The sequence below is a fragment of the Amycolatopsis viridis genome (genome assembly GCF_011758765.1).
GTDB classification, from domain to species: Bacteria; Actinomycetota; Actinomycetes; order Mycobacteriales; family Pseudonocardiaceae; genus Amycolatopsis_E; species Amycolatopsis_E viridis.
In genome coordinates, this window is the sequence record NZ_JAANOU010000001.1 from 2,915,175 (window position 1) to 2,936,600 (window position 21,426).

At 71.7% G+C, this 21,426-nt stretch carries 13 protein-coding genes; 5 read left to right on the forward strand and 8 right to left on the reverse strand.

Annotated features, from left to right (window positions below; genetic code table 11):
* Positions 1-38 precede the first annotated feature (38 nt).
* The 5 genes from FHX46_RS14410 to FHX46_RS14430 form a co-directional block, all read right to left on the reverse strand.
* A complete protein-coding gene (locus FHX46_RS14410) occupies positions 39-1,028 on the reverse strand; it encodes a malate dehydrogenase (RefSeq protein WP_167114476.1) in 990 nt (329 codons plus the stop codon).
* Positions 1,025-3,223, reverse strand: coding sequence for an FUSC family protein (locus FHX46_RS14415; protein WP_167114479.1), 2,199 nt, complete (start codon positions 3,221-3,223; stop codon positions 1,025-1,027). The genes FHX46_RS14410 and FHX46_RS14415 overlap by 4 nt, the downstream gene beginning before the upstream one ends.
* Complete coding sequence (locus FHX46_RS14420) at positions 3,220-6,351, reverse strand: GH92 family glycosyl hydrolase (protein WP_167114481.1); 3,132 nt, start codon at positions 6,349-6,351, stop codon at positions 3,220-3,222. Before FHX46_RS14420 ends, FHX46_RS14415 begins: the two co-directional genes overlap by 4 nt.
* A 27-nt stretch (positions 6,352-6,378) precedes the next feature.
* Entirely contained in the window at positions 6,379-10,167 is a 3,789-nt protein-coding gene (locus FHX46_RS14425) for a GH92 family glycosyl hydrolase (protein WP_208400149.1), read from the reverse strand.
* 386 nt (positions 10,168-10,553) lie between these two features.
* On the reverse strand, positions 10,554-10,895 hold the full coding sequence (locus FHX46_RS14430) for an ArsR/SmtB family transcription factor (RefSeq protein WP_167114486.1): 342 nt from the start codon (positions 10,893-10,895) through the stop codon (positions 10,554-10,556).
* Positions 10,896-10,951: 56 nt separating this feature from the next.
* Between FHX46_RS14430 and FHX46_RS14435 the strand changes: the two genes are divergently transcribed.
* On the forward strand, positions 10,952-12,148 hold the full coding sequence (locus FHX46_RS14435) for an MFS transporter (protein ID WP_313886138.1): 1,197 nt from the start codon (positions 10,952-10,954) through the stop codon (positions 12,146-12,148).
* A gap of 335 nt (positions 12,149-12,483) precedes the next feature.
* Here FHX46_RS14435 and FHX46_RS14440 read toward each other — a convergent pair whose 3' ends face one another.
* The 3 genes from FHX46_RS14440 to FHX46_RS14450 are packed head-to-tail and all read right to left on the reverse strand — an operon-like array spanning position 12,484 to position 15,891.
* Positions 12,484-13,758: an erythromycin esterase family protein gene (locus FHX46_RS14440; protein ID WP_167114489.1), complete on the reverse strand. Its 1,275-nt coding sequence runs from the start codon at positions 13,756-13,758 to the stop codon at positions 12,484-12,486.
* Positions 13,759-13,781: 23 nt separating this feature from the next.
* Positions 13,782-15,071 carry a M20/M25/M40 family metallo-hydrolase gene (locus FHX46_RS14445; protein ID WP_167114491.1) on the reverse strand — a complete coding sequence of 430 codons (1,290 nt, stop codon included), beginning with the start codon at positions 15,069-15,071 and terminating at the stop codon, positions 13,782-13,784.
* Positions 15,064-15,891: a M55 family metallopeptidase gene (locus tag FHX46_RS14450; protein WP_167114494.1), complete on the reverse strand. Its 828-nt coding sequence runs from the start codon at positions 15,889-15,891 to the stop codon at positions 15,064-15,066. The genes FHX46_RS14445 and FHX46_RS14450 overlap by 8 nt, the downstream gene beginning before the upstream one ends.
* 115 nt (positions 15,892-16,006) lie before the next feature.
* Between FHX46_RS14450 and FHX46_RS14455 the strand changes: the two genes are divergently transcribed.
* The 4 genes from FHX46_RS14455 to nikE are packed head-to-tail and all read left to right on the forward strand — an operon-like array spanning position 16,007 to position 21,367.
* Positions 16,007-17,821, forward strand: a complete 1,815-nt coding sequence (locus FHX46_RS14455) for an ABC transporter substrate-binding protein (protein ID WP_167121468.1) — start codon at positions 16,007-16,009, stop codon at positions 17,819-17,821.
* Between the two features lie 2 nt (positions 17,822-17,823).
* Complete coding sequence (locus FHX46_RS14460; RefSeq protein ID WP_167114497.1) at positions 17,824-18,840, forward strand: ABC transporter permease; 1,017 nt, start codon at positions 17,824-17,826, stop codon at positions 18,838-18,840.
* Positions 18,837-19,751, forward strand: coding sequence for an ABC transporter permease (locus FHX46_RS14465; protein ID WP_313886139.1), 915 nt, complete (start codon positions 18,837-18,839; stop codon positions 19,749-19,751). The genes FHX46_RS14460 and FHX46_RS14465 overlap by 4 nt, the downstream gene beginning before the upstream one ends.
* Positions 19,748-21,367, forward strand: a complete 1,620-nt coding sequence (nikE, locus tag FHX46_RS14470) for a nickel ABC transporter ATP-binding protein NikE (RefSeq protein WP_167114498.1) — start codon at positions 19,748-19,750, stop codon at positions 21,365-21,367. The genes FHX46_RS14465 and nikE overlap by 4 nt, the downstream gene beginning before the upstream one ends.
* Positions 21,368-21,426: the final 59 nt, after the last annotated feature.

The following is a 21,426-nucleotide window of genomic DNA, read 5'->3' on the forward strand; positions in this document are numbered from 1 at the left end:
CGGCCCGCACGGGCCGGCCCTCCGATGACGGGACTACCTCAGATCAGGCCGAGCTTCTTCACGGCCTCGCGCTCCTCGGTGAGCTCCGCGACGGACGCGTCGATGCGGCCACGGGAGAACTCGTTGATCTCCAGGCCCTGCACGATCTCGTACTTGCCGCCCTTGCAGACGACCGGGAACGACGAGATCAGGCCCTCCGGCACCCCGTAGGAGCCGTCGGACGGGACGGCCATCGAGGTCCAGTCACCCTCGGCGGTGCCGTTGACCCAGGTGTGGATGTGGTCGATGGCGGCGTTGGCGGCCGACGCGGCCGAGGACGCGCCCCGGGCCTCGATGATCTCGGCGCCGCGCTTGGCCACGCGCGGGATGAACTCCTCGGCCAGCCACTTCTCGTCGTTCACGGCCTCGGCGGCGTTCCGGCCGCCGACCTCGGCGTGGAAGATGTCCGGGTACTGGCTGGCGGAGTGGTTGCCCCAGATCGTGAGCTTGCGGATCTCGCTCACCGGAGCGTTGAGCTTCTTCGACAGCTGGGCCACGGCGCGGTTGTGGTCCAGGCGGGTCATCGCGGTGAACCGCTCGGCCGGGACGTCGGGCGCGTGCGACTGCGCGATCAGGGCGTTGGTGTTGGCCGGGTTGCCGACCACCAGCACGCGGACGTCATCGGCGGCCCCGGCGTTGATCGCCTCGCCCTGCGGCTTGAAGATGCCGCCGTTGGCCTCCAGCAGGTCGGCGCGCTCCATGCCCTTGGTGCGCGGGCGGGCGCCCACCAGCAGCGCGATGTTGGTGCCCTCGAAGGCCCGCTTCGCGTCGTCGAAGATGTCGGTGCCGGCCAGCAGCGGGAACGCGCAGTCCTCCAGCTCGAGCGCCGTGCCCTCGGCCGCCTTGACCGCCTGCGGGATCTCCAGCAACCGCAGCTTCACCGGGGTGTCCGGGCCGAGCAGCTGACCGGACGCGATGCGGAACAGCAGCGCGTAGCCGATCTGGCCGGCGGCGCCGGTTACGGTGACGTTGACGGGGGCTTGGGTCATTGCGTACTCCTGCGGACGGAATTCTGGCTTGTGCTCGTGACCTTATCGCCCTCTGCCTGCACTGACGTGGTGCGTCGGCTCACGTTCTGCTGAACCGATCGAGTCGAATCGGCCACCGGAACCTCGAACGCCCTGCCCAGTGCGACGGTCCCGGCCTCCATCCGGCCCAGGCTGGTGAGCACGGAGCGTGCCTGCGCGTTGTCCGTCTCGTGGATGTCGGGTGCGCTGGTGTTGCGGGTCAGCGTGCGGCGCTCGTCCCCGTCCAGGGCGTCGCGGATCACGTCGATGTTGCGGCTGATCCGTTCGATCAGCGCGGTCAGCCGGTCGTCGGCGGGCAGCAGGCCCGGTTCGGAGCGGGCGGCGATCTGCCGCGCCCGGAACGCGAGCCGGTCCAGGGTGCTCAGCACGTACCAGCCGTAGTCGCGGCGGCTGGCGAGGCTGATCGGGTGGGTCAGCGGCTCGACCGTGGCGCGCACTTTCTCCACCGAGCGGTCCAGCTCCCGGGAGAGTTCGATCACGTTCACGTTCTCCCGCCCGGACAGCAGCGCCTCCGCGCCGGCCAGGAACTCGCACAGGTTCACCAATGCGGTGTCGATGTCGGACACCATCACGGTGCGGGTGCGCACCGGCACCACGAGGACCGCCGCGACGAGCCCGGCCGCCGCGCCGACGGCCGTCTCGGCGACCCGCAACCACAGCACCTCGACGCTGAACGTGCCGAGCAGGCTGTAGAGCACGCCCAGCATGCAGGTGATGAAGAACGCCATCATCAGCTGCGACACCCGGGCCACGTAGACCAGGCAGAACACGCACACCAGCAGCAGGGCCACGGTGGCGGCCGTGTTGCCGCTGACCAGCAGCGCGAGCAGCATGCCGCCGAAGATCCCGGCCAGCGTGCCGGTGACCCGGCGGAACCCCTTCACGAAGGTGGCCCCCGCGGTCGAGGTGTTGAGGAACACCACGAACACCGTCAGGACCGCCCAGTACCAGCGCGCGTGGGACAGCAGCTCGCCGCCCAGCACCGCCAGCCCGCCACCCACCATCGCCTGGATCGCGCTGCGGGTGCGGTTGTCGTAGGCGAAGACCGTGCTGGACCCGGTGGGCTCCGTTGCTCCGGTGGACTCGGTGGGTTCCGGTTCCACGGCCTGCCCGGGCAGCTCGGTCTCGGCCGAGTAGTCCCGCTCGGCCACGCGCTGGGCGTTGACGTCGGCCAGCGCCAGCTCCGCGATCGCGCGGCGCACCTCGTCGCCCGGCGCGGTGCGGTCGGCGAGCCGGCTGCCCGCGACCAGCATCCTGCTGAACTCCGCGGTCTCGCTGATCACCGGCAGCTCCCGCGGATCACGCTCGATCAGCGAGTCCAGCCGCAGCAGTCCGGCCACCAGGTCGGCGCGGACGTCCTCGGGCAGGTCCGCCGCCTCGCTGGCGCGGCGCACCGTGATCGCGAGCCACTGGCAGGCCAGTTCCACGGCGAGCAGCCGGCGGCGCAGCAGCTGGGTGCCGGTCTCGTCGAACAGGTCGCCGATGGTGTCCTCGATCATGAGCACCGCCTCGTGCAGGCGGGTGTCGGCCTTGCGCAGCTGGGTGATCCGCCACTCGCTGCCGCCGCTGGCCAGTGACGCGGCCGCGGCCCGCACGACCGCGCTGATCCGGGCGCGGAACGCGCGCCGGGCGCGCAGCAGCTCGGCCTCCGGCCGCCGCCGCAGCACCCCGAACCGCATCACGGCGTTCGCGGCCAGACCGACCGCCAGCGCCGGGAGGTACTGGGGCAGCTGGCTGGGGTGGACCGCGAGGAACATCGCGAAGAAGAACATGAAGAACGACAACGCGCCCATCGCCGTGCCGCGCGGCGCGAACCGCTGCGCGTAGACCGCGAGGAAGATCAGCAGCACGAACAGGACCGGATCCAGCAGCGGCACGGCGGCGCCGAACGCGGCGACCGTGAGCGAGGCCGACCCGCACAACAGGACCAGCACGAGCGTGATCGCCTGGTCCTTCTCGGTCTTGTCGTTGACGCTGAACGCCGAGTTCATCGCCGCGATCGAGGCCACCATGATCGCCGGGAGCGGACGGCCGAGCAGCACCAGCACGATGATCGAGAGCACGATGCCGCCGACCGCGATGCCGGCCAGCCGCAGCCGCACCAGGCCCGGGTCGGTGGCGACCAGCCGGTCCAGGGCCACCTTCGCGAACCTCATACCCGGCTCCCGAGCAGTTCCCATTCGGTCAGCGCGGTGCGCCGCCCCGTCGCCGCGGTGATCCGCAGGCGGTAGGCCCGGTAGGGTCCCGGCTCGGCCACGGAGAACGGCCGGGTCTGGCGCCGCCACCGGAACACCTCCCCGCGCCGCTCGTCCAGCCGCACCCAGGACCTCCCGTCGATCGTGCCCTCCAGCACCCAGTCGCTCGGGTCGCCACCGCGTGCGGCGGAGGTCAGCGTGTACAGCTCGACCCGGGCTGGTTCGCGCACCGCGCACTCGATCACCGGGGTGCGGGAGCGGAACGTGACCTGGCTGGCGGTGGTGTCGGCGAACAGCGCGGTGACGTCGGTGCCGTCGTCGCAGGTGCCCGTGCCGGTGACGTCGGTCAGCGGCGCCGGTGGCGCGTCGCCCGCGGTGAGCGACGGTGGTGGCGTGCCCCAGCCGGTGGGCGTGCCGGTCACGTCGAACTCCAGGTGCTCGGCCCCGGCCAGTTCCTCGTGCGACAGCCAGGTCGAGGTGTGCGGCCTGCCGTCGATCGTCAGGCCCCGCACGTACGGCTGGGCGCCGGGTGCGCTGATCGTCACCGTCCGCCCGTTCTCCAGGCGCAGCCGGGCCCGCTCGAACAGCGGTGCGGTGAGCACGTAGCCCGGGCTGCCCACCGCCAGCGGGTACATCCCGAGCGCGGCGAGGACGTACCAGGCCGACATCTCGCCGTTGTCCTCGTCACCGGGATAACCCTGTCCGATCTCGCTGCCCAGGTAGCAGCGCGTGAGCACCTCACGCACGATCGCCTGGGTCTTGGCCGCGGCTCCGGCGTGGCAGTACATCCACGGGATGTGGTGGCTGGGCTGGTTGGAATGCCCGTACTGGCCGAGCCGGATGTCGCGCGCCTCGGTCATCTCGTGGATGATCCCGCCGTAGGAGCCGGGCGCGCGACCGGTTTCCGGGGTGGCGAAGAACGCGTCCAATGCGGACTCCAGCGCGGCGCGGCCGCCGAGCAGGTTCGCCAGTCCGGCCCCGTCGTGCGGCACGGAGAACCGCGTGTTCCAGCCGTTGGTTTCGGTGTAGTCGAACCCCCACAGCGCCGGGTCGTAGTGCCCGGGTTCCCAGCGCCACCGGCCGTCGCGGTGCCGGCCCTGGAAGAACCCGGTGCGCGGGTCGAAATGGCGGACGTAGGCCAGCGCCCGCTGCCGGAAGTAGCGCGCGTTGTCCCGGTGTTCCGCCCGGCCGGTCCGCGCGTGCAGCGCCTCGGACAGGTTCGCCAGGCCGAAGTCGTTGAGGCAGCCCTCCAGCGCCCAGGACAGGCCCTCGCGGGTGGTCAGCGGGGTGAAGCCGAGGAAGATCGACTCGTGCAGGCCCTTCCGCCCGACGCTGCGGTCCGGTGGGGTGACGGTGGCGTTGCGGATCGCCGCGTCGTAGGCGGCCTGGACGTCGAAGGTGCGCACCCCGCGCAACCAGGCGTCGGCGAAGGCGGCGTCGGAGCTGGTGCCGGTCATCAGGTCGGCGTAGCCGGGGGAGGACCAGCGGGCGATCCACCCGCCCTCCCGGAACTGCTGCACGAACCCCTCGATCAGCTCACCGCAGCGGCGCGGCGACAGCAGCGCCAGCGCCGGCCACACCGTGCGGTAGGTGTCCCAGAAGCCGTGGTTGACCGACATCGGACCGTCCACGACGTGCGCTCCGGTCCGGGTGCGGGTGCTCGGCCACCACCGGCGCCGCACCGGGCTGGCGTGGCGCATCCCGCGCGGGGTCTGTTCGTGCGCCGAGTTCGGGTAGAGGAACAGCCGGTACAGGTTGGAGTAGAAGGTGGTGAGCTGGTCCGGTGTGGCGCCGTCGAGTTCGACGCGGCCGAGGACGTCCTGCCACGCCGCGCGGGCGCGTTCGCGGACCTGCTCGAACGTGGTGCCGGCCGGGATCTCCTGCTCGAGGTTGCGCCGGGCCTGCTCCAGGCTGATCAGCGAGGTGGCGATCCGCAGCTCGACCCGCGGTTCGCCGAACGCCAGGTACCCGGTGTTCGGCCACCGCAGCCGGCGGCCACCGGTGGCGGGCCGGTCGAACGTGCCGTGGACGAACATCCGCCGCGCCCCTGCCGACAGCCGGCTGCGGGCCCAGGTGTGACCCGTGACCACCCCGCGGGCCGGGTCGACGCGCAGCCCGCCGCGCCGGTCGACGTTGTCGAACAGCACCCACCCGCCCTCGCCGGGAAAGCTGAACCGGACCAGCGCGGCGTGGTCGGTGGGGGCGAGGTCGACGGTGATGCCGTTGTCGAAGCGCACGCCGTAGTGGTGCGGCTGGTCGGTTTCGTCGTCGTGCGAGAACGGCAGGGCCCGGGCGGCCCGGTCCACGGTCACCGGACCGATTCCCGGCAGGAATTGGAAGGAGTGGCGATCGCCCATCCACGGGCTCGGCTGGTGGCTGACCGCGAAGGCCTGCAACGCCGGCCGGTTGTCGGCGTTGTTGCGCCGGTGGTACTCGTACAGCCAGGTGGTGGACCCGGCATCGGTGACCGGGGTCCAGAAGTTGAACCCGTGCGGCACGGCGGTGGCCGGGAAGGTGCTGCCGCGGGAGATCTCGTTGCTCGACTGCGTGCCGCGGGTGGTGCGCACCCAGTCGACCGGGTCGCGCGGGCCCGGTGGCGGCACGTCGGCCAGCCGGACATCGTCGATCCAGCCCGACACCGGCTCGCCCGGTGGCGGCTCGACGAGCAGCACGATCGCCCGCGCCGTGCGGCCCGCGGCCCCGGCCAGCGCGTGGTGCACCGCGTTCCACTGGTCCAGGTAGAGCGTCTTGGACTCCCCGGCGCTCCGGGCCGATCCGCCCACCAGGGTGCCGTCGTCCAGCTCCACCGCCAGCGCCACGAACGTGCTGCGCCAGCTCGGCCCGGCGTCGGCCTGCGGAAAGACCACATAGGACAGCCGCGTGTCCGGGCCGATCTCGGCGTCCACTTCGAACAGCACGTGACGTGCGGTTTCGCCGGCCGTGTAGCGGGCGGCGCGCCCTCCGGTGAACCCGGCACCGGACTTGGCCGCCGGTGCGCGCTCCGGGCCTGCGCCGACGGTGACGACGGCACTGGCGCGGGGTTGCGGATCCCCGGCCTCGAACGACGAGAAGAAGTGGGTCCGGCTCACCCCGCCTACCGTAACGGGCGGCCCCGCTCACTTCCCGCCGAGCAGCTCCACCTCGGCCAATCCGGGCGCGCCGCCGCTGCTGCCGGTGATCCGCAGCCGGTAGTGGGCGTAGGCGCCGGGCGTGGCGACGGTGAAGGCGCGGGTCTGCCGGCGCCAGGGGAACGTCTCGCCGGACCGGGTGTCCAGCGGCGTCCAGGTCTGACCGTCGGCCGAGCCCTCGAGCACCCAGGCGTTCGGGTCGCCCGCGTCCGTGCCGGAGGTGAGGGTGTAGGAGGTGGCCGTCACCGGCCCGGGCACCGGGCAGTCCACCGTCGTGAGCGGCCCGGCCTGGGTGGCCGAGGTGTTGTCGAACAGCGGTGACCCGCCCGGCACGGTCAGGTCCGCCGGTGGCTGCGGCGGCTGGTCGCCCCGGGTGAGCGAGGGTGGCGCGTCCGCCGCCCCGGTACCCCAGCGCGACGGGGCCGGCCCCATCGCGAAGTCCAGCGTGCCACCCGCGGCGAGCACGTCGTGCGGCAGCGCGGTGGAGGTCCAGGCCCGCCCGTTGACCCGCAGGCCCTGCACGTAGACGTTGCGGGCGTTGTTTTTCGGCGCGTTGATCACCAGGTCATGGCCGTTCTCCAGGTGCACGGTGGCCTTGGTGAACAGCGGTGAGCCGACCGCGTACTCCGGGCTGCCCATCCGCAGCGGGTAGATCCCGAGCGCGCTGAGGACGTACCAGGCCGACATCTCGCCGTTGTCCTCGTCACCCGGATAACCCTGCCCGATCTCGCTGCCCAGGTAGAGCCGGGACAACGCCTCCCGCACCCCGGCCTGCGTTTTCCACGGCTGCCCGGCGTAGTCGTACATGTAGAGGATGTGGTGGCTTGGCTGGTTGTTGTGGGCGTACTGGCCCATCCGCACATCACGGGCCTCGCGCATCTCGTGGATCAGCTCGCCGTAGGCGCCGGGGAACCCGGCGGTCTCCGGGGTGGCGAAGAACTGGTCCAGTTTGCCGGCCAGCGCCTCCCGGCCGCCGTAGAGGTTCGCCAGACCCTGCCCGTCCTGCGGCACGGTGAAGGCCATGTTCCAGCCGTCGGTCTCGGTGTAGTCGTAGCCCCACACCCGCGGGTCGTACCGGTCCGCCGGGACGCGGAACGTGCCGTCGGCGTTGCGGCCCTGGAAGAACCCGGCGGCCTGGTCGAACACGTGCACGTAGTTGAGGGCCCGGTCCCGGAAGTAGGCCGCGTTGTCGGAGTACTCGCGGCGGCGCGGGTCGTCCGGCGCCGCCTCGTCGGCGAGCTTGCGGGACAGGTTGGCGATGCCGAAGTCGTTGAGGTAGCCCTCGATCGCCCACGACATGCCCTCGCTTGTCGACGTCGGCGTGTAGCCGAGGAAGATCGACTGCTCCAGGCCCTTGCGGCCGACGTTGTCGTTCGGAGGTGCCACGGTGGCGTTGCGAATCGCCGCGTCGTAGGCGGCGTGCACGTCGAATCCGCGCACGCCCTTGAGGTAGGCGTCGGCGAAGGCGACGTCGGAGCTGGTGCCGGTCATCAGGTTGGCGTAGCCGGGGGAGGACCAGCGGGCGATCCACCCGCCGTCGCGGTACTGCTGGACGAACCCGTCGATCATCTTGCCGGCCATGCCAGGCGACAGCAGCGAATAGGCCGGCCAGGTGGTGCGGTAGGTGTCCCAGAACCCGTTGTTGACGTAGATCTCGCCGTCCACCACCTTCGCCCCGGTCTGCACCGGGGTGTCCGGCCCGGCCCTGGGTGAGACGGGGCTGGCGTAGGCGTGCCGCGTGGGGGCGACGTTCTCGAAACCGGAGTTGGGGTAGAGGAACAGCCGGTACAGGTTCGAGTAGAGGGTGGTCAGCTGGTCGGCGCTCGCGCCCTGCACCTCGATCACCCCGAGCGCCCGGTCCCATGCGCCCTGGGCGGCCGCGCGGACGGTGTCGAACGCGGTACCGGTGGGGATTTCCTGCTCCAGGTTGCGCTGCGCCTGCTCCAGGCTGATCAGGGAGGTCGCGATCCGCATGGTCACCGTGCCGGCGCGGGCCGGGTCGAACCGGAGGTACCCGCGCACGTGGTCCCGGCCCTGCCCGGGCAGCATCGACCCGGCGGTGGCCGGCTGGTCGAAGGTGGCGTAGACGAACATCCGTCCGGCGCCGGCCGAGTTGCCGCTGCGCACGTCGGTGAAGCCGGACAGCGTGCCGCTCGCCGGGTCGAGGGTCAGCCCGCCCGCGTCGGTGACGTTGTCGAAGATCAGGTTCGCGTCGGGGCCTGGGAAGGTGAACCGGAACATCGCGGCGTGGTCGGCCGGTGCGATCTCGGCGTGGATGCCGTTGTCGAACTCCACGCCGTAGTAGTGCGGTTTCGCGGTCTCGCGGGTGTGGTCGAACGACAGCGCCCGCGCGGCCCGGTCGCCGTCCGGCACGCCCGCCGCGGCCGAGGGCATCACCTGGAAGGTCTGCCGGTCGCCCATCCACGGGCTCGGCTCGTGGGACAGCGCCAGCGCCTGCAACGCCGGCCGGTTCCGCGCGTCGTTGCCCTCCTGGTAGCGGTAGAGCCAGGCCGTCGCCCCGGCGTCGGTGACCGGGGTCCAGAAGTTGAAGCCGTGCGGGACCGCGGTGGCCGGGAAGTTGTTGCCGCGGCTGAACGTGAGGTTGGCGTTCGTGCCGCGGGTGGTGAGCACGTGGTCGGACAGGTGGGTGACGCGGGCCTGCGGCGCGGCAGGGCCGATCCGGATGTCGTCGACCCAGCCGCCGAACGCGCCGCCCCCGTCCGGGTTGTCGTAGGCGAGGAGGATGTGTGCCACGGTTTTGCCGCGCGCGACCGTGCCGAGGGCGGCGCGGACGAGGTTCCACTGCTCGACCGACAACGACTTCGCCGCGCCCTGGCCGCGTGGGGACACCGGGAAGCCGTACTGGTCGGCCGCGTTCAGGTCGGACAGGTGGGTGCCGTCGGTGAAGGCCAGATCCACCGCGACGTGCGTGCTCCGGTACGCCGGGTCCTTGCCGAGGAGTTCGGGGAACACCGTGTAGGACAGCTCGGTGTCCGCGCGGACCGGGATGTCCACGTCGAACACCGTGTTCCAGGAGTAGCCGTGCGGCGCGGTCTGGCCGCCGCCGTAGCGGTACGCACGCAGCCCGGTGAACCCGGCGTGCGGCTTGCTGGTGTAGCCGGCGGGCGGGCCACTGTCCGGATAGGACCGCATGCCGGGCGGCAGCGGGGCGGGCTGGTCCCCGGCGAGCAGCAGCTCGGCCAGCTGCACGCTCGGCGCACCGTGGTTGGCGGTGATGTCCAGCCGGTAGAAGCGGTGGGTGGCGGCCGCGGCGAGCCGGAACTCCCTGGCCTCGAGCCGGGCGCCGAACGTCTGGCCGGTCCGGGTGTCCAGCGTGGTCCAGGTGGTGCCGTCGTCGGAACCGAGCAGCGCCCAGTCCCGCGGGTCGCGCTCCGGGGCGTCGTTGGCCGAGGTGAGCCCGTACCGGGTGATGGTCACCGGTTCGGCGAATGCGGCCTGCACCCAGCCGGTGGGGGAGAACGCGAGCCACTTCGACTCCGGGCTGCCGTCCAGGACGTTGGCGGCGACCTCCCCGGCGCCGGCGTTCTCCCCGCTCGCGGTCGCGCCGGTGGCCAGCCCGCGCACGTCGCCGGGGATGGCCACCCCGGTGACGCCGGAGGTTCGCGGCCGGCCGTCCGGTCCGGTCTCGACGGTGTCCGTCGCGGGCGCCGGATCTCCCGGTTCGAACGACGACGCGAACCGCGCGCCCCCCTGCGCTCCGGCGGGCGGGGTGGGTGCCAGGCCCGTGATCAGCAGGACGACGGCCAGCACGCGCATGGTTCGAACCACTCAGGCACCGAACCGTGTGCCGGCCCCGTCGTCAAGCAGGCGCGCCGCAGCGGCCCCGAACCGGACAGGGCCGGGTGACCGCCGCGGTCGCGGATTCGGGGACCGGGGCGTGTGCCCGGCTCACCCGGCCTGGCTGACCACGGGACCGGTCGTGGCGAGTTGGAGCGTGGGCCCGAAGATCTGTCGCAGCGGAGCGCGACCACACGCGGGGACCTGCGGCGGGATCATGTTGTCCGGGCTGATTCCGCGTTCTGCGAACACTTCGACCGTGAGTCCTTCGATCGCTTCACGGGTCGTGTCTTCCGGGCCTCGGGGTGCCCCTGTCACGAGTTCTTTCCGGGAGTTCCCCTTGACCTTCTTGGCGGGGTGGGGAGTTAGTTCGCCGAGATGGCGGTGCGGTCGGGGGCGTTGAGGATCGCTTCGAGAAGGCCCGGGAACCGCCTTTCGAGGTCTTCCCGGCGGACGCGGACCACTCGTTTGCGCCCCTCGACGACCGTGCGGGTGAGCCCGGCCTCGCGCAGTATCCGGTAGTGGTGCGAGATCGTCGGGTTGCTCAGGCCCAGGCCGGTCTGTTCCACCAGTACCGCGCAGTCGACGGGTTCGGGGGCCCGGTACATCGCGGTCAGCAATGCCCGCCTGCTCGGATCGGCCAGCGCGCTGAGGATGACGGTCAGGTCCAGCGAGTCGATCGACGGCTCAGGCAGCGTCCGGGACACGGGGGACTCCTTTCGACGCTTTGACCACTATCAAATCATAGCCTACACTTCTCGATGTGACGATTCGACAAGCATCAAATGATACGTGGGCCTGGCGTCTGGTGATCCTCGCCGTGGGCACGTTCGTGCTCGGGGTGGACGGTTTCGTAATGCCGGGGCTGCTTCCCGAGATCTCGTCGGACCTGGCGGTGAGCGTGGCGACCGCCGGACAGCTGACGACCGTGTTCGCCGTCTCCTACGCGGTGGGATCGCCGGTCATCGCGACCCTCACCGGGCGGCTGGACCGCCGGATCGTCATCGGCGCGGGCATGGTCTCGTTCCTGCTCGGGATGGTGCTGCAGGCTGCCGGGCCCACGTATGGGGTCGTGCTGGCCGGGCGGGTCGTCGCCGCGCTCGGAGCGGCCGCGTTCCAGGCCAACGCGTTCGCCGTGGCCGGTGTGCTCGCGCCGCCTGATCGGCGGGCCCGGGCGTTCGCGGTGATCGGCGCGGGTTTCAGCCTCGCGGCCGTTCTCGGGGTGCCGTTCGGGCTGCTGATCGGTCAGGTCTGGGGCTGGCGCGGTACCTTGTGGACGATCGTCGCGCTGGCGGTGGTCGCCGCGGTGCTGGCCGGGCTGTTCGTTCCGTCGATCACCCTGCCGGCCACCACGATGCGGGACCGGCTCACGGTGCTGGTGAACCCGCGGATCCTGGTGCTGCTTGCGGTCAGTGCTCTGGTGCTGGCGCCGTTGTTCCTGCTGACCGCCTACGCCTCGGCGGTGGTCGGCATCAGCTCCCCGGGCAGCGACAACGCCATCCTCGTCGCTCTGCTGGTCTACGGTGCGGGCTCTTTCCTGGGCAACCGGCTCGTCGGGCTGTTCGTCGACCGGTTCGCCTCGCTGTCGGTGATCGTGACCGGGCTCGGCATCGTCGCGCTGGCCTCCGGGTTGCTCGCCGTCGTCCAGCACTGGTTCGTGCCCACGCTGGCCGTCCTGTTCGTCCTGGGCGTGCTGGGGTCCTCGCTGTTCATCCCCCAGCAGAGCCGGGTTTTCGACGCCGGTGGTGATCTCGCCACGGTCGCGCTGAGCCTCAACGGCTCAATGAACTACGTCGGTACCGCCCTCGGCGCCGGCCTGGGCGGGGTCGTGCTCGCGACCGCGGGGCCGCTGTGGCTCGGGCCCGCCGCGGCGGTACTGGCGGCCGCGGTGATCGCGATCGCCGTGATCACCGCCCCGGAACGCCGCACCAGGACGACCACACTCGCGACCTCGCAGTGACCCGCCTTTTCATCTCACGATGCCGTGGTGGCCATCAGCAGTTGGGGTGGTGCCGGTGAACTGGTAGGGGCGTAGCCGCTGCCCGACGACGTCGATCCGAGTCAGCTTCGGCTGGTGTTTTGAGCATCAGTTCGATCTCGAGCCCCGCAAGTTGCTTGCCCACGCAGAAATCCGGGCCTCCGCCACCGAAGCCCACAGTGCGGGGTCGGGTCCCGGCTTGCGTTGAAGCGTTCCGGATCGGCCGTGGCCCCCTTCCGGTGCCGACGACAACACCAAGCCCGCCTCCGCTACCACGAACGACGCGGCTACCCACTCACCTCACTGCCAATGCAGTACTAGCCGGCGAACCCGACCGTGTCGTCCGTAGTCACCATCGGCGTCACCAGCACCCCGTCGAACGCCTCGGCGACCGGGGTCTCCAGCACCACGCTCTGCGTGCGGAACCGGTCCGGCAGCGCGCCGGCGGGCAGATCGCGGCGAGCGTGCCGCAGGTCGACGAGCACGTGCTCCGCACCCAGACCGGCCTCGACCACGCCGGCTTCGACGCTGCCCGGCTCCGGGGCCGCCAGCGGCGTGTCGACGATCTTGAAGCCCAGCTCACCCTCCCCGTCCGGGTACATCTCCGGCACGTGGTTGGCGGTGTGCGTCAGCGCCAGCGGCCGGTAGTCGTCGCCGAGGACCCGGTGCAGCAGCTGCCCCATCGGCATCGTCGTCAGCTGCCCTCCGAACGCGACCGGGGTGCGCTGCAGGTGGTTGTTGTGCGCCGCGAGCACCACCCGCGCGCCCGCCGGCAACCGGTCCAGGTGCCAGCGCAACGACTCGGTCAGGTAGAGCTCCCGCACCGTCGTGTCGGCCTCGAGGCTGCGGCCGGCGAAGAGGTTGCTCATCGCACCGAACATGTAGTCGGCGTGGCACGCCGCTTCCAGCCGGCGCCGGGCCCGGTCGAAGCTCTCCTGGCCGCCGCGCTCGACGAACAGCGGTTCCAGTGCCCGCAGGCGCAGCAGCAAGCGGGACAACGACGCGGTCAGCGCGTCCTGCTCGGCCGCACCCAGCTCCGCCCACTTCGGCGCCGCGGAAGCCACCGATGTGCCCGCGATCCGGTTGTTGATCTCCAGCGCCCGATCCAGTAACGGCACGGCGTCCGGGTCGACCTGGCGCAGGTACCCGGCCACCGGCTCCAGCGCGGGACGCAGGTCGCCACCGGCGAGCGGGATGTCCAGTCCGGCGAACCGCAGCGGATGCGGCCCCGCGTTGTACTCGCGCAGCCACCGCGTCAGGCCCTGGTTCACGCCGGAGGCGGTCGTGCCGCTCAGCCCGGACAGGTCGTCGGCGTCCCCGGCACCGCGCAGCCAGTCGTCGAGCGCGAAGCCTTCGCTGAACCCGAACTCGAACGCCAGCACGGTGAACCCGCACCGTTCCGCCAGGAACCGCAGCACCCGCTGGCGCAGCAGCGTGAACTCGGCGACGAAGTGCGCGCCCTCGCCGAGGCCGACCACCCGCGCGTCGCCGACGATTTCCCGCAACGGCTCCAGATCGTCGACGTCGGCGGTCAGGTCGAGACCGTGCACGGTGTGCGCGTGCGCGCGCAGCCAGTCCGCGAACTCGGTCACGGTGGTGTTCCCCCAGCGGTCGGTCAGCAGTGTGTCAGGAAATGCTCCAGCACCTGCTTGCCGAAGTGCAAACCCTTTACCGGAACCCGCTCGTCGACACCGTGCGCCATCGCCCGGTAGGGGAAGCCCTCGGGCAGCCACAGCGGCGCGAAGCCGTAGCAGGCGATGCCCAGCGGGCTGAACGCCTTCGCGTCGGTGCCGCCACCCATGCAGTAGGGCACCACCACCGCGTCCGGGTCCTGTGCGCGCAACGCGTCGGCCATCGCGGAGAACCACGGCGAGTCCACCGGTGCCTGCACCGCCGGCTGGTTGGCCACGAACTCGCGTGTGATGTCCGGCCCCAGCAGCTCGTCGAGCCCGGCCAGCAGCTGCTCCTCGGTGCCCGGCAGCGTCCGGGTGTCGATCTGCGCCTGCGCCAGGCTCGGAATCACGTTCACCTTGTACCCGGCGTCCAGCATCGTCGGGGTGGTGCTGTTGCGGATGGTCGGCTCCACCAGCTTCGCCGCCGGTCCGAGCCGCGCCACCGTGCCTTCCACATCGGACAGATCGACCTCGACGCCCAGCGCCTCGCCGGTGCGGACCAGGAACGCCTCCACCGTCGGGGTCAGCGTGACGGGCCAGGTGTGCGCCGCGATCCGGTGCAGCGCGTCGATCAGCCGCACCACGGCGTTTTCGTGGTTGGGGCGGGATGCGTGCCCCGCCCGGCCCCGCGCGGTCAGCCGCATGTGCGCGGTGCCGCGTTCGGCGGTGCCCACCGGGTAGAGCCGCTTGACCGACCCGTCCGCGGCCGGTACGTGGTAGGTGTAGCCGCCGGACTCGCTGATCGCCGCGACGCACCCGTCGAACAGGTCGCGGTGCTCGGCCGTCAGCCAGTGCGCCCCGTACTCGCCGCGGTCCTCCTCGTCGGCGACGAACGCCAGCACCAGGTCGCGCCGCGGCGTCAGCCCGTCCGCGAGCGCGCACAGCACCATCGCGATGAAGTCCTTCATGTCCACCGCGCCCCGGCCCCACAGGTAGCCGTCCCGGATCTCCCCGGCGAACGGTGGCACCGTCCAGTCCGCGGCGTCCGCCGGCACCACGTCCAGGTGCCCCTGCACCAGCAGCGCGGGCAGGGTCGGGTCAGTACCCGGGACGCGGGCGACCACGTTGGTCCGCCGCGGAGCGGACTCCAGGATCAACGGCTCGATCCCGGCACCGGCGAGCACGCCCGCGACGAACTCCGCCGCGTCCCGCTCGCCCTCGGCGTCGCCGTGGCCGCGGTTGGTGGTGTCGAACCGCAGCAGCTGCGCGCACAAACTCTCGACGTTAGCCATACTTCCCCTGCACCGCGCCCGCGGCGATCGCCGTGACCACCTTGAACGCCTTCATCGCTTCGGTCATCGTGGCGGCCTCGAAGCCGACCCGGCGGACGCCGGTCTGCTCGACGGTCGGCACCACCGCGGCGGCCTGCGCCAGGTGGGTCGCGTCGAACTCGACTTCGATGCGGTGCGCGGCGGCCGTGGCCGGTGTCCGCACCGCTCGGTCCATGCTCGCCCGCGCGGCCGCGGTCAGCATCTCGGCGGTCCGCGCCGGGGGCAGGCAGATGGCCGCGTACCGGCTCACGCACTCCTTCACCGCGACCAGTTCGGCGCCCGGCGCGTAGCTCGCCGCGTCCGCGCACGTCCGGTCGTCCCCGGAGACCAGCAGCACCGGCACGCCGTGTTCGGCGGCCAGCGCGGCGTTGAGCCGGCCCTCGCCGGCCGGTTCGCCGTCCAGCCACACCCCGGTGATCTGGTTCTCCAGGTAGGTGTGCGACAGCACGCCGTCCACCCCGGCGCCGGCGTGGTAGCCGAGGAACACCACGCCGTCCACGCCGCTGTCGATGCCCTGCATCATCGACAGCGGCTTGTGCCGCCCGGTCAGCAGCCGCGCCCGCTCGTCGAGCTCCTCCAGCAGCAGGTTGCGCTGCGACGAGTGCGCCTCGTTGACCAGCACGTCGCTCGCGCCGCCGTCGTGGAGGCCACGGACCACCGCGTTCACGTCGCCGGTGAACAGGCGCCGGAACCGCTGCCACTGCTCGGTGCCCGGCACCACGTCGTCGGTCCAGGTGACGCCGGTGGCGCCCTCCATGTCCGCCGAGATCATGATCCGCATGGTCCAGACCTTACGTCACGGCTCGGCAACGGCGTGCGTGAGTCGTTGACTCCGCGGGCCGGTAAGTGGTTACTTTCCGGTCTCGGAATCAGCCAGAGAGGTGGAACCAGTGGGGATGCGCTTCCGGAGACGAACACGGTGGGTCAAGAGCATCACGGTGGCCGGAGCCGCGTTGCTCGTGGCGGGCCCGTTCGTGCCGGCGGCCCAGGCCCAGCAGCAGGGCGGCAAGGTGCTGCGCGTGGCGCTGGTGCAGGAGATCGACCACCTGAACCCGTTCCTCGCCTCGTTCGCCTCCAGCACCATGGTCGGGCGGATGACCTGGGAGTTCCTCACCCTGCCCTCGGCGGAGGACAACACCCCGGCGCCGGGTCTCGCCGAGTCGTGGTCCACCTCGCCGGACAAGCTGACCTGGACGTACAAGATCCGCGACGGCGTGAAGTGGTCCGACGGGCAGCCGGTGACCGCCAAGGACGCCGCCTACACCTTCACGCGGATCATGACCGACGAGAACGCGCAGGAGGCCAACGGCACCTACGTGGAGAACTTCGACTCGGTCACCGCGCCCGACGACCACACCCTGGTCATCCGGACGAAGGCCCCGCAGGCCAGCATGACCGCGCTGGACGTGCCGATCGTGCCCGAGCACATCTGGTCCCACCAGGCGGCGATGAGCGACCCGGTCACCGACTCGGTGCCCGTGGTCGGCGTCGGCGACGGCCCGTTCCTGATCAGCGAGTACCGCCCGAACGAACTGGTCCGGCTCAAGGCCAACCCGGACTACTGGCGCGGCCGGGCCAAGATCGACGAGCTGCAGTTCATCAGCTACAAGAACTCCGAGGCCGCGGTCAACGCGCTCAAGAACAACGAGGTCGACTTCGTCAACCGGCTCACCTCGACCCAGTTCGACACGCTGAAGAACGCCCCGGGGATCGCCACCAACCAGGCCGGCGGCCGCCGCTACCGGGAGCTGATGATCAACCACGGTGCCCAGCTGCTGTCCCGGCAGCCGATCGGTGACGGCAACCCGGTGCTCAAGGACGTCCGCGTGCGGCAGGCGATCGCGCGCGCCCTGGACCCGCAGACCCTGGTGGACAAGGTGCTCGGCGGCTACGGCCAGCCCGGCGGCGGCATCGTGCCCGCCTCCTTCCCGGCCTACCACTGGGATCCGCCGGCGAGCGCGCGCTACGCCTTCGACCCCGCCGCCGCCAACGCCCAGCTCGACCAGGCCGGCTACCCGCGGGGCAACGACGGCATCCGCGTCGGCCCGGACGGCAAGCCGATCGAGCTGCGGCTGCTCGGCCGCGCCAGCGAGGACTTCGCCCAGCGCGCCTCCGACTACGTGGTGAGCTGGCTCGGGGCCGTCGGCATCCGCGTGACCAAGCAGCTGGTCTCGGACAACGAGGTCGACCAGCGCACCAACGAGGGCAACTACGACCTCGCGTTCTCCGGCTGGGGCACCAGCCCCGACCCGGACTACATCCTGTCCAAGCAGACCTGCGCCGCGCTGCCCACCGTGCCCGGCAGCAGCAGTAGCACCGCCTTCTTCTGCGACGCCGACTTCGACCGCCTCTACGCCGCGGAGAGCACCGAGTTCGACCCGGGTCAGCGTGCGAACCTGGTCAAGCAGGCGCAGGCCCGCTACTACGACCAGGTGCCCAGCGTGGTCCTCGACTACGACAACGTGCTGGAGGCCTACCGCTCGGACAACTTCGCGAGCTTCACGAAGCAGCCCGCGAACACCGGGCAGATCATGGAGCAGAGCGGCTACTGGGGCTTCTACGGCGCCACGCCCGCCGGCGGCGGTGCGAACGGCAGCGGTGGGCTGTCCCCCGGGGCGTGGATCGGCATCGCCGCCGGTGTCGTGGTCGTGCTCGCCATCGGTGGCACCGCCGCCGGGCGGCGCCGCAAGTCCGCCGACGACCAGGAGTAGGCGTGACGAACGCGGTTTCGACCGCCGCGGCGGAGCTCGACGAGCCCCGCCGCGGCACCGGCACGGCCCGGTTCCTGCTCGGCAAACTCGGTGGCGCAGCCGGCAGCCTGCTGCTGGTGGTGGCCCTGGGCTTCCTGTTGTTCCGGATGATCCCCGGTGACCCGGTCACCACCTTGACCCGGGACCGGCCGACCAGCCCCGACCAGCTGGCGCAGCTGCGCGCCCGGCTCGGCGTGGACAAGCCGCTCTACCAGCAGTTCCTGGACTACCTGAGCGGGCTGCTGCACGGTGACCTGGGGACCTCCTACGGCTACAACCGGCCGGTGTCCGCACTCATCGGCGAGCGGCTGGGCCCGACGCTGCTGCTGGTCGGCACCGCCACGGTGCTGGCGGTCGCCCTCGGGTTGTGGCTCGGGGTGCGGGCGGCGTGGCGGCGCGGCAGCCCGTTCGACCGGACCCAGACCGGGATCGCGCTGACGCTGTGGTCGATGCCCCAGTTCTGGCTGGGCCTGCTGCTGCTCATCGCCACCCAGGGCGCGTTCCCCAGCGGCGGCATGCGGTCGCCGGCCACCCCGCCGGAGTTCCTCCCGCAGCTGCTCGACGTCGCCCACCACCTGGTGCTGCCGTGCGTCACGCTCCTCGCGGTGATCTACGCCCAGTACATGCTGGTGATGCGCTCGTCGCTGCTGGGCGAGATGAACGCCGACTACCTCACCACCGCCCGTGCCAAGGGCCTGCGGGAGGACCTGGTGCGCCGCCGGCACGCGGTGCCCAACGCGCTGCTGCCCACGGTGACGCTGGTGTTCCTCCAGTTCGGCCTGGTGGTGTCCGGCACCGTCACGGTCGAGACCGTGTTCTCCTGGCCCGGGCTGGGGCTGCTCACCTACGAGGCGCTGCGGGTGCCGGACCTGCCGCTGCTGCAAGGAGTGTTCGTGGTCATGGCCGGCTCGGTCATCGTGATGAACCTGATCGCCGAGGTGCTCTACCGCGTGCTCGACCCCCGGGTGCGTGCCCAGTGACCGCACCTTCCACACCCACCGCGCCGGCTGCGATCGCCTGGCGGCGCCGCCGCGCCGCGGTCGCCGCCGTGTGGCGTGAGTTCGCCGCCGACCGCGGCGGCCTGGCCGGGCTCGGTGTCCTGGTCCTGGTGGTGCTGCTGGCCGTGCTGGCGCCGGTGATCAGCGATCAGGCCGGCCTGGACGTGGTCCACGCGCCCGGAAAGCCCTTGCAGCCGCCCAGCGGTCAGTTCCCGCTGGGCACCGACATCGACGGCCGTTCGGTGCTGTTGCTGACGTTGTGGGGCGCGCGGGTGTCCCTGCTGGTCGGGTTCGCCGCCACGATCCTGTCGGTGCTCATCGGCACCGTGGTCGGGATCGCCGCCGCGCACTTCGGCGGCTGGGTGTCCGGCCTGCTCATGCGGTTCACCGACTTCTTCCTGGTGCTGCCGTCGCTGGTGCTGGCGATCGCACTGTCCACGGTGCTGCCGCACGGGGTGCCGACGATCATCGTGGCGGTCGGCGTGACCTCGTGGCCCACCACGGCCCGGCTGGTGCGGGCCCAGACCCTGACCATCGAGTCCCGGCCCTACATCGAGCGCGCCCGCGCGCTGGGCGGCGGGCACCTGCACGTCGTCGGCAAGCACGTGCTGCCCGGGGTGCTGCCGCTGGTGCTGGCCAACACCACGCTCGTGGTGGGCAACTCGATCATCGCCGAGTCCACGCTGTCCTTCCTCGGTCTCGGCGACCCGGCCGCACCCTCGTGGGGCCAGATGCTGCAGCGCGCCCTGTCCTCGGGCGCTGTCACCGGAGGAGCGTGGTGGTACCTGATCCCGCCCGGCCTGGCGATCGTGGTGATCGTGCTGTCGTTCACCCTCGCCGGACGCGCGCTGGAGACCGTGCTCAACCCGCGGCTGAAGGGGGAGCGCGCGTGAGCCCGCTGCTGGAACTGAAGAACCTCGCCGTCTCCTACGGCGACCTCGAGGCCGTGCGCGGCGTCGGCCTGACCCTGCAGCCGGGGGAGACACTCGGCATCGCCGGCGAATCCGGCTCGGGCAAGTCCACGGTCGCGATGAGCGTGCTGCGGCTGCTGCCCAGGTCCGCGACGGTGACCGGCGAGATCCTGCTCGACGGCGAGGACGTCACCACGATGCGGTGGGGACGGCTGCGCGCCGTGCGGTGGGCCGAGGCGTCGGTGGTGTTCCAGGGCGCCATGCACGCGCTCAACCCGGTCCGCACCATCGGTGACCAGATCGCCGAGCCGATCCGGCTGCACGACCCGTCCGTGCGCGACGCCGGCCGGCGGGTGGCGGAACTGCTCGAATCGGTCGACCTGCCGCCCTCGCGTGCCGGCGCGTACCCGCACGAGCTCTCCGGTGGTCAGAAACAACGCGTCATGATCGCGATGGCCCTGGCCTGCCGGCCGCGGCTGATCATCGCCGACGAGCCGACCACCGCGCTCGACGTGATCGTGCAGGCCCAGGTGCTCGACCTGCTCAGCCGCCTGGTCGCCGAGCACGGCCTGGGGCTGGTCATGATCAGCCACGACCTGTCCGTGCTCGCCGCGACCTGCGCGCGCATCGCCGTGATGTACCGCGGCGAGATCGTCGAGGAAGGCCCGTCGGCGGAGGTGATGCGGTCACCCGCGCACGAGCACACCCGGGCACTGGCCGCCGCGTTCCCCACCGTCGGCGACCCGGCCGCCCGGTTCGCCCCGGCGACCACCGCGCCGCTGCCCCCGGAACCGGAGGACCCGCCCGCGCCGGACGTGCTGCTGGCCGCGGAGGACCTGCGCGTCAGCTTCCGCGACCGCCGTGGCGCCCGCGTCGACGCGGTCGCCGGGGTGGACCTGCAGGTGCGGCGCAACGAGATCGTCGCGCTCGTCGGCCAGTCCGGTTCGGGCAAGACCACCCTGGCCCGCACGCTCCTCGGCCTGCAGAAGCCGACGTCCGGGGTGGTGCGCTACGACGGCGCTCCGGTGCCGTCCTCTGGTGCCGCGCTCAAGGCGTACCGGCGGCAGGTCCAGCTGGTGCTGCAGGACCCGGCCAGCGCGCTCAACCCGCGGCACACCGTCTACGAGGCGGTCGCCGAGGGGCCACGAATCCACCGGCTGCCCGGCGACGAACGGCAGATCGTCACCGAGGCGCTCGAGGCGGCCGAACTGCGACCCGCTGAGCGGTTCCTGCACCGGCTGCCGCACGAGTTGTCCGGCGGGCAGCGGCAGCGGGTGGTGATCGCGGGTGCGCTCGCGCTGCGGCCCGGTGTGCTGGTCGCCGACGAACCGGTCGCGTCCCTGGACGCCTCGGTGCGTGGCGAGATCCTCGGGCTGCTGCTACGGCTGCGCCGCGAACTCGGCCTGGCCGGGCTCGTCATCACCCACGATCTCGGGCTGGCCTGGAACATCGCCGACCGGGTCGCCGTGATGTACCGGGGCGAGCTGGTCGAGGTGGGGACCGTGGAGGAGGTGCTGCTCGACCCGCGGCACGCCTACACCAAGTCCCTGCTCGCGGCGCTGCCCGGCGGTACCGCGCGCGAGTCGCTGCCGTCCTGAAATGCCTTCCAGCCAGCGAAACACCGTTCCCGACGGGAACCCGACCCGGAACGGTGTGT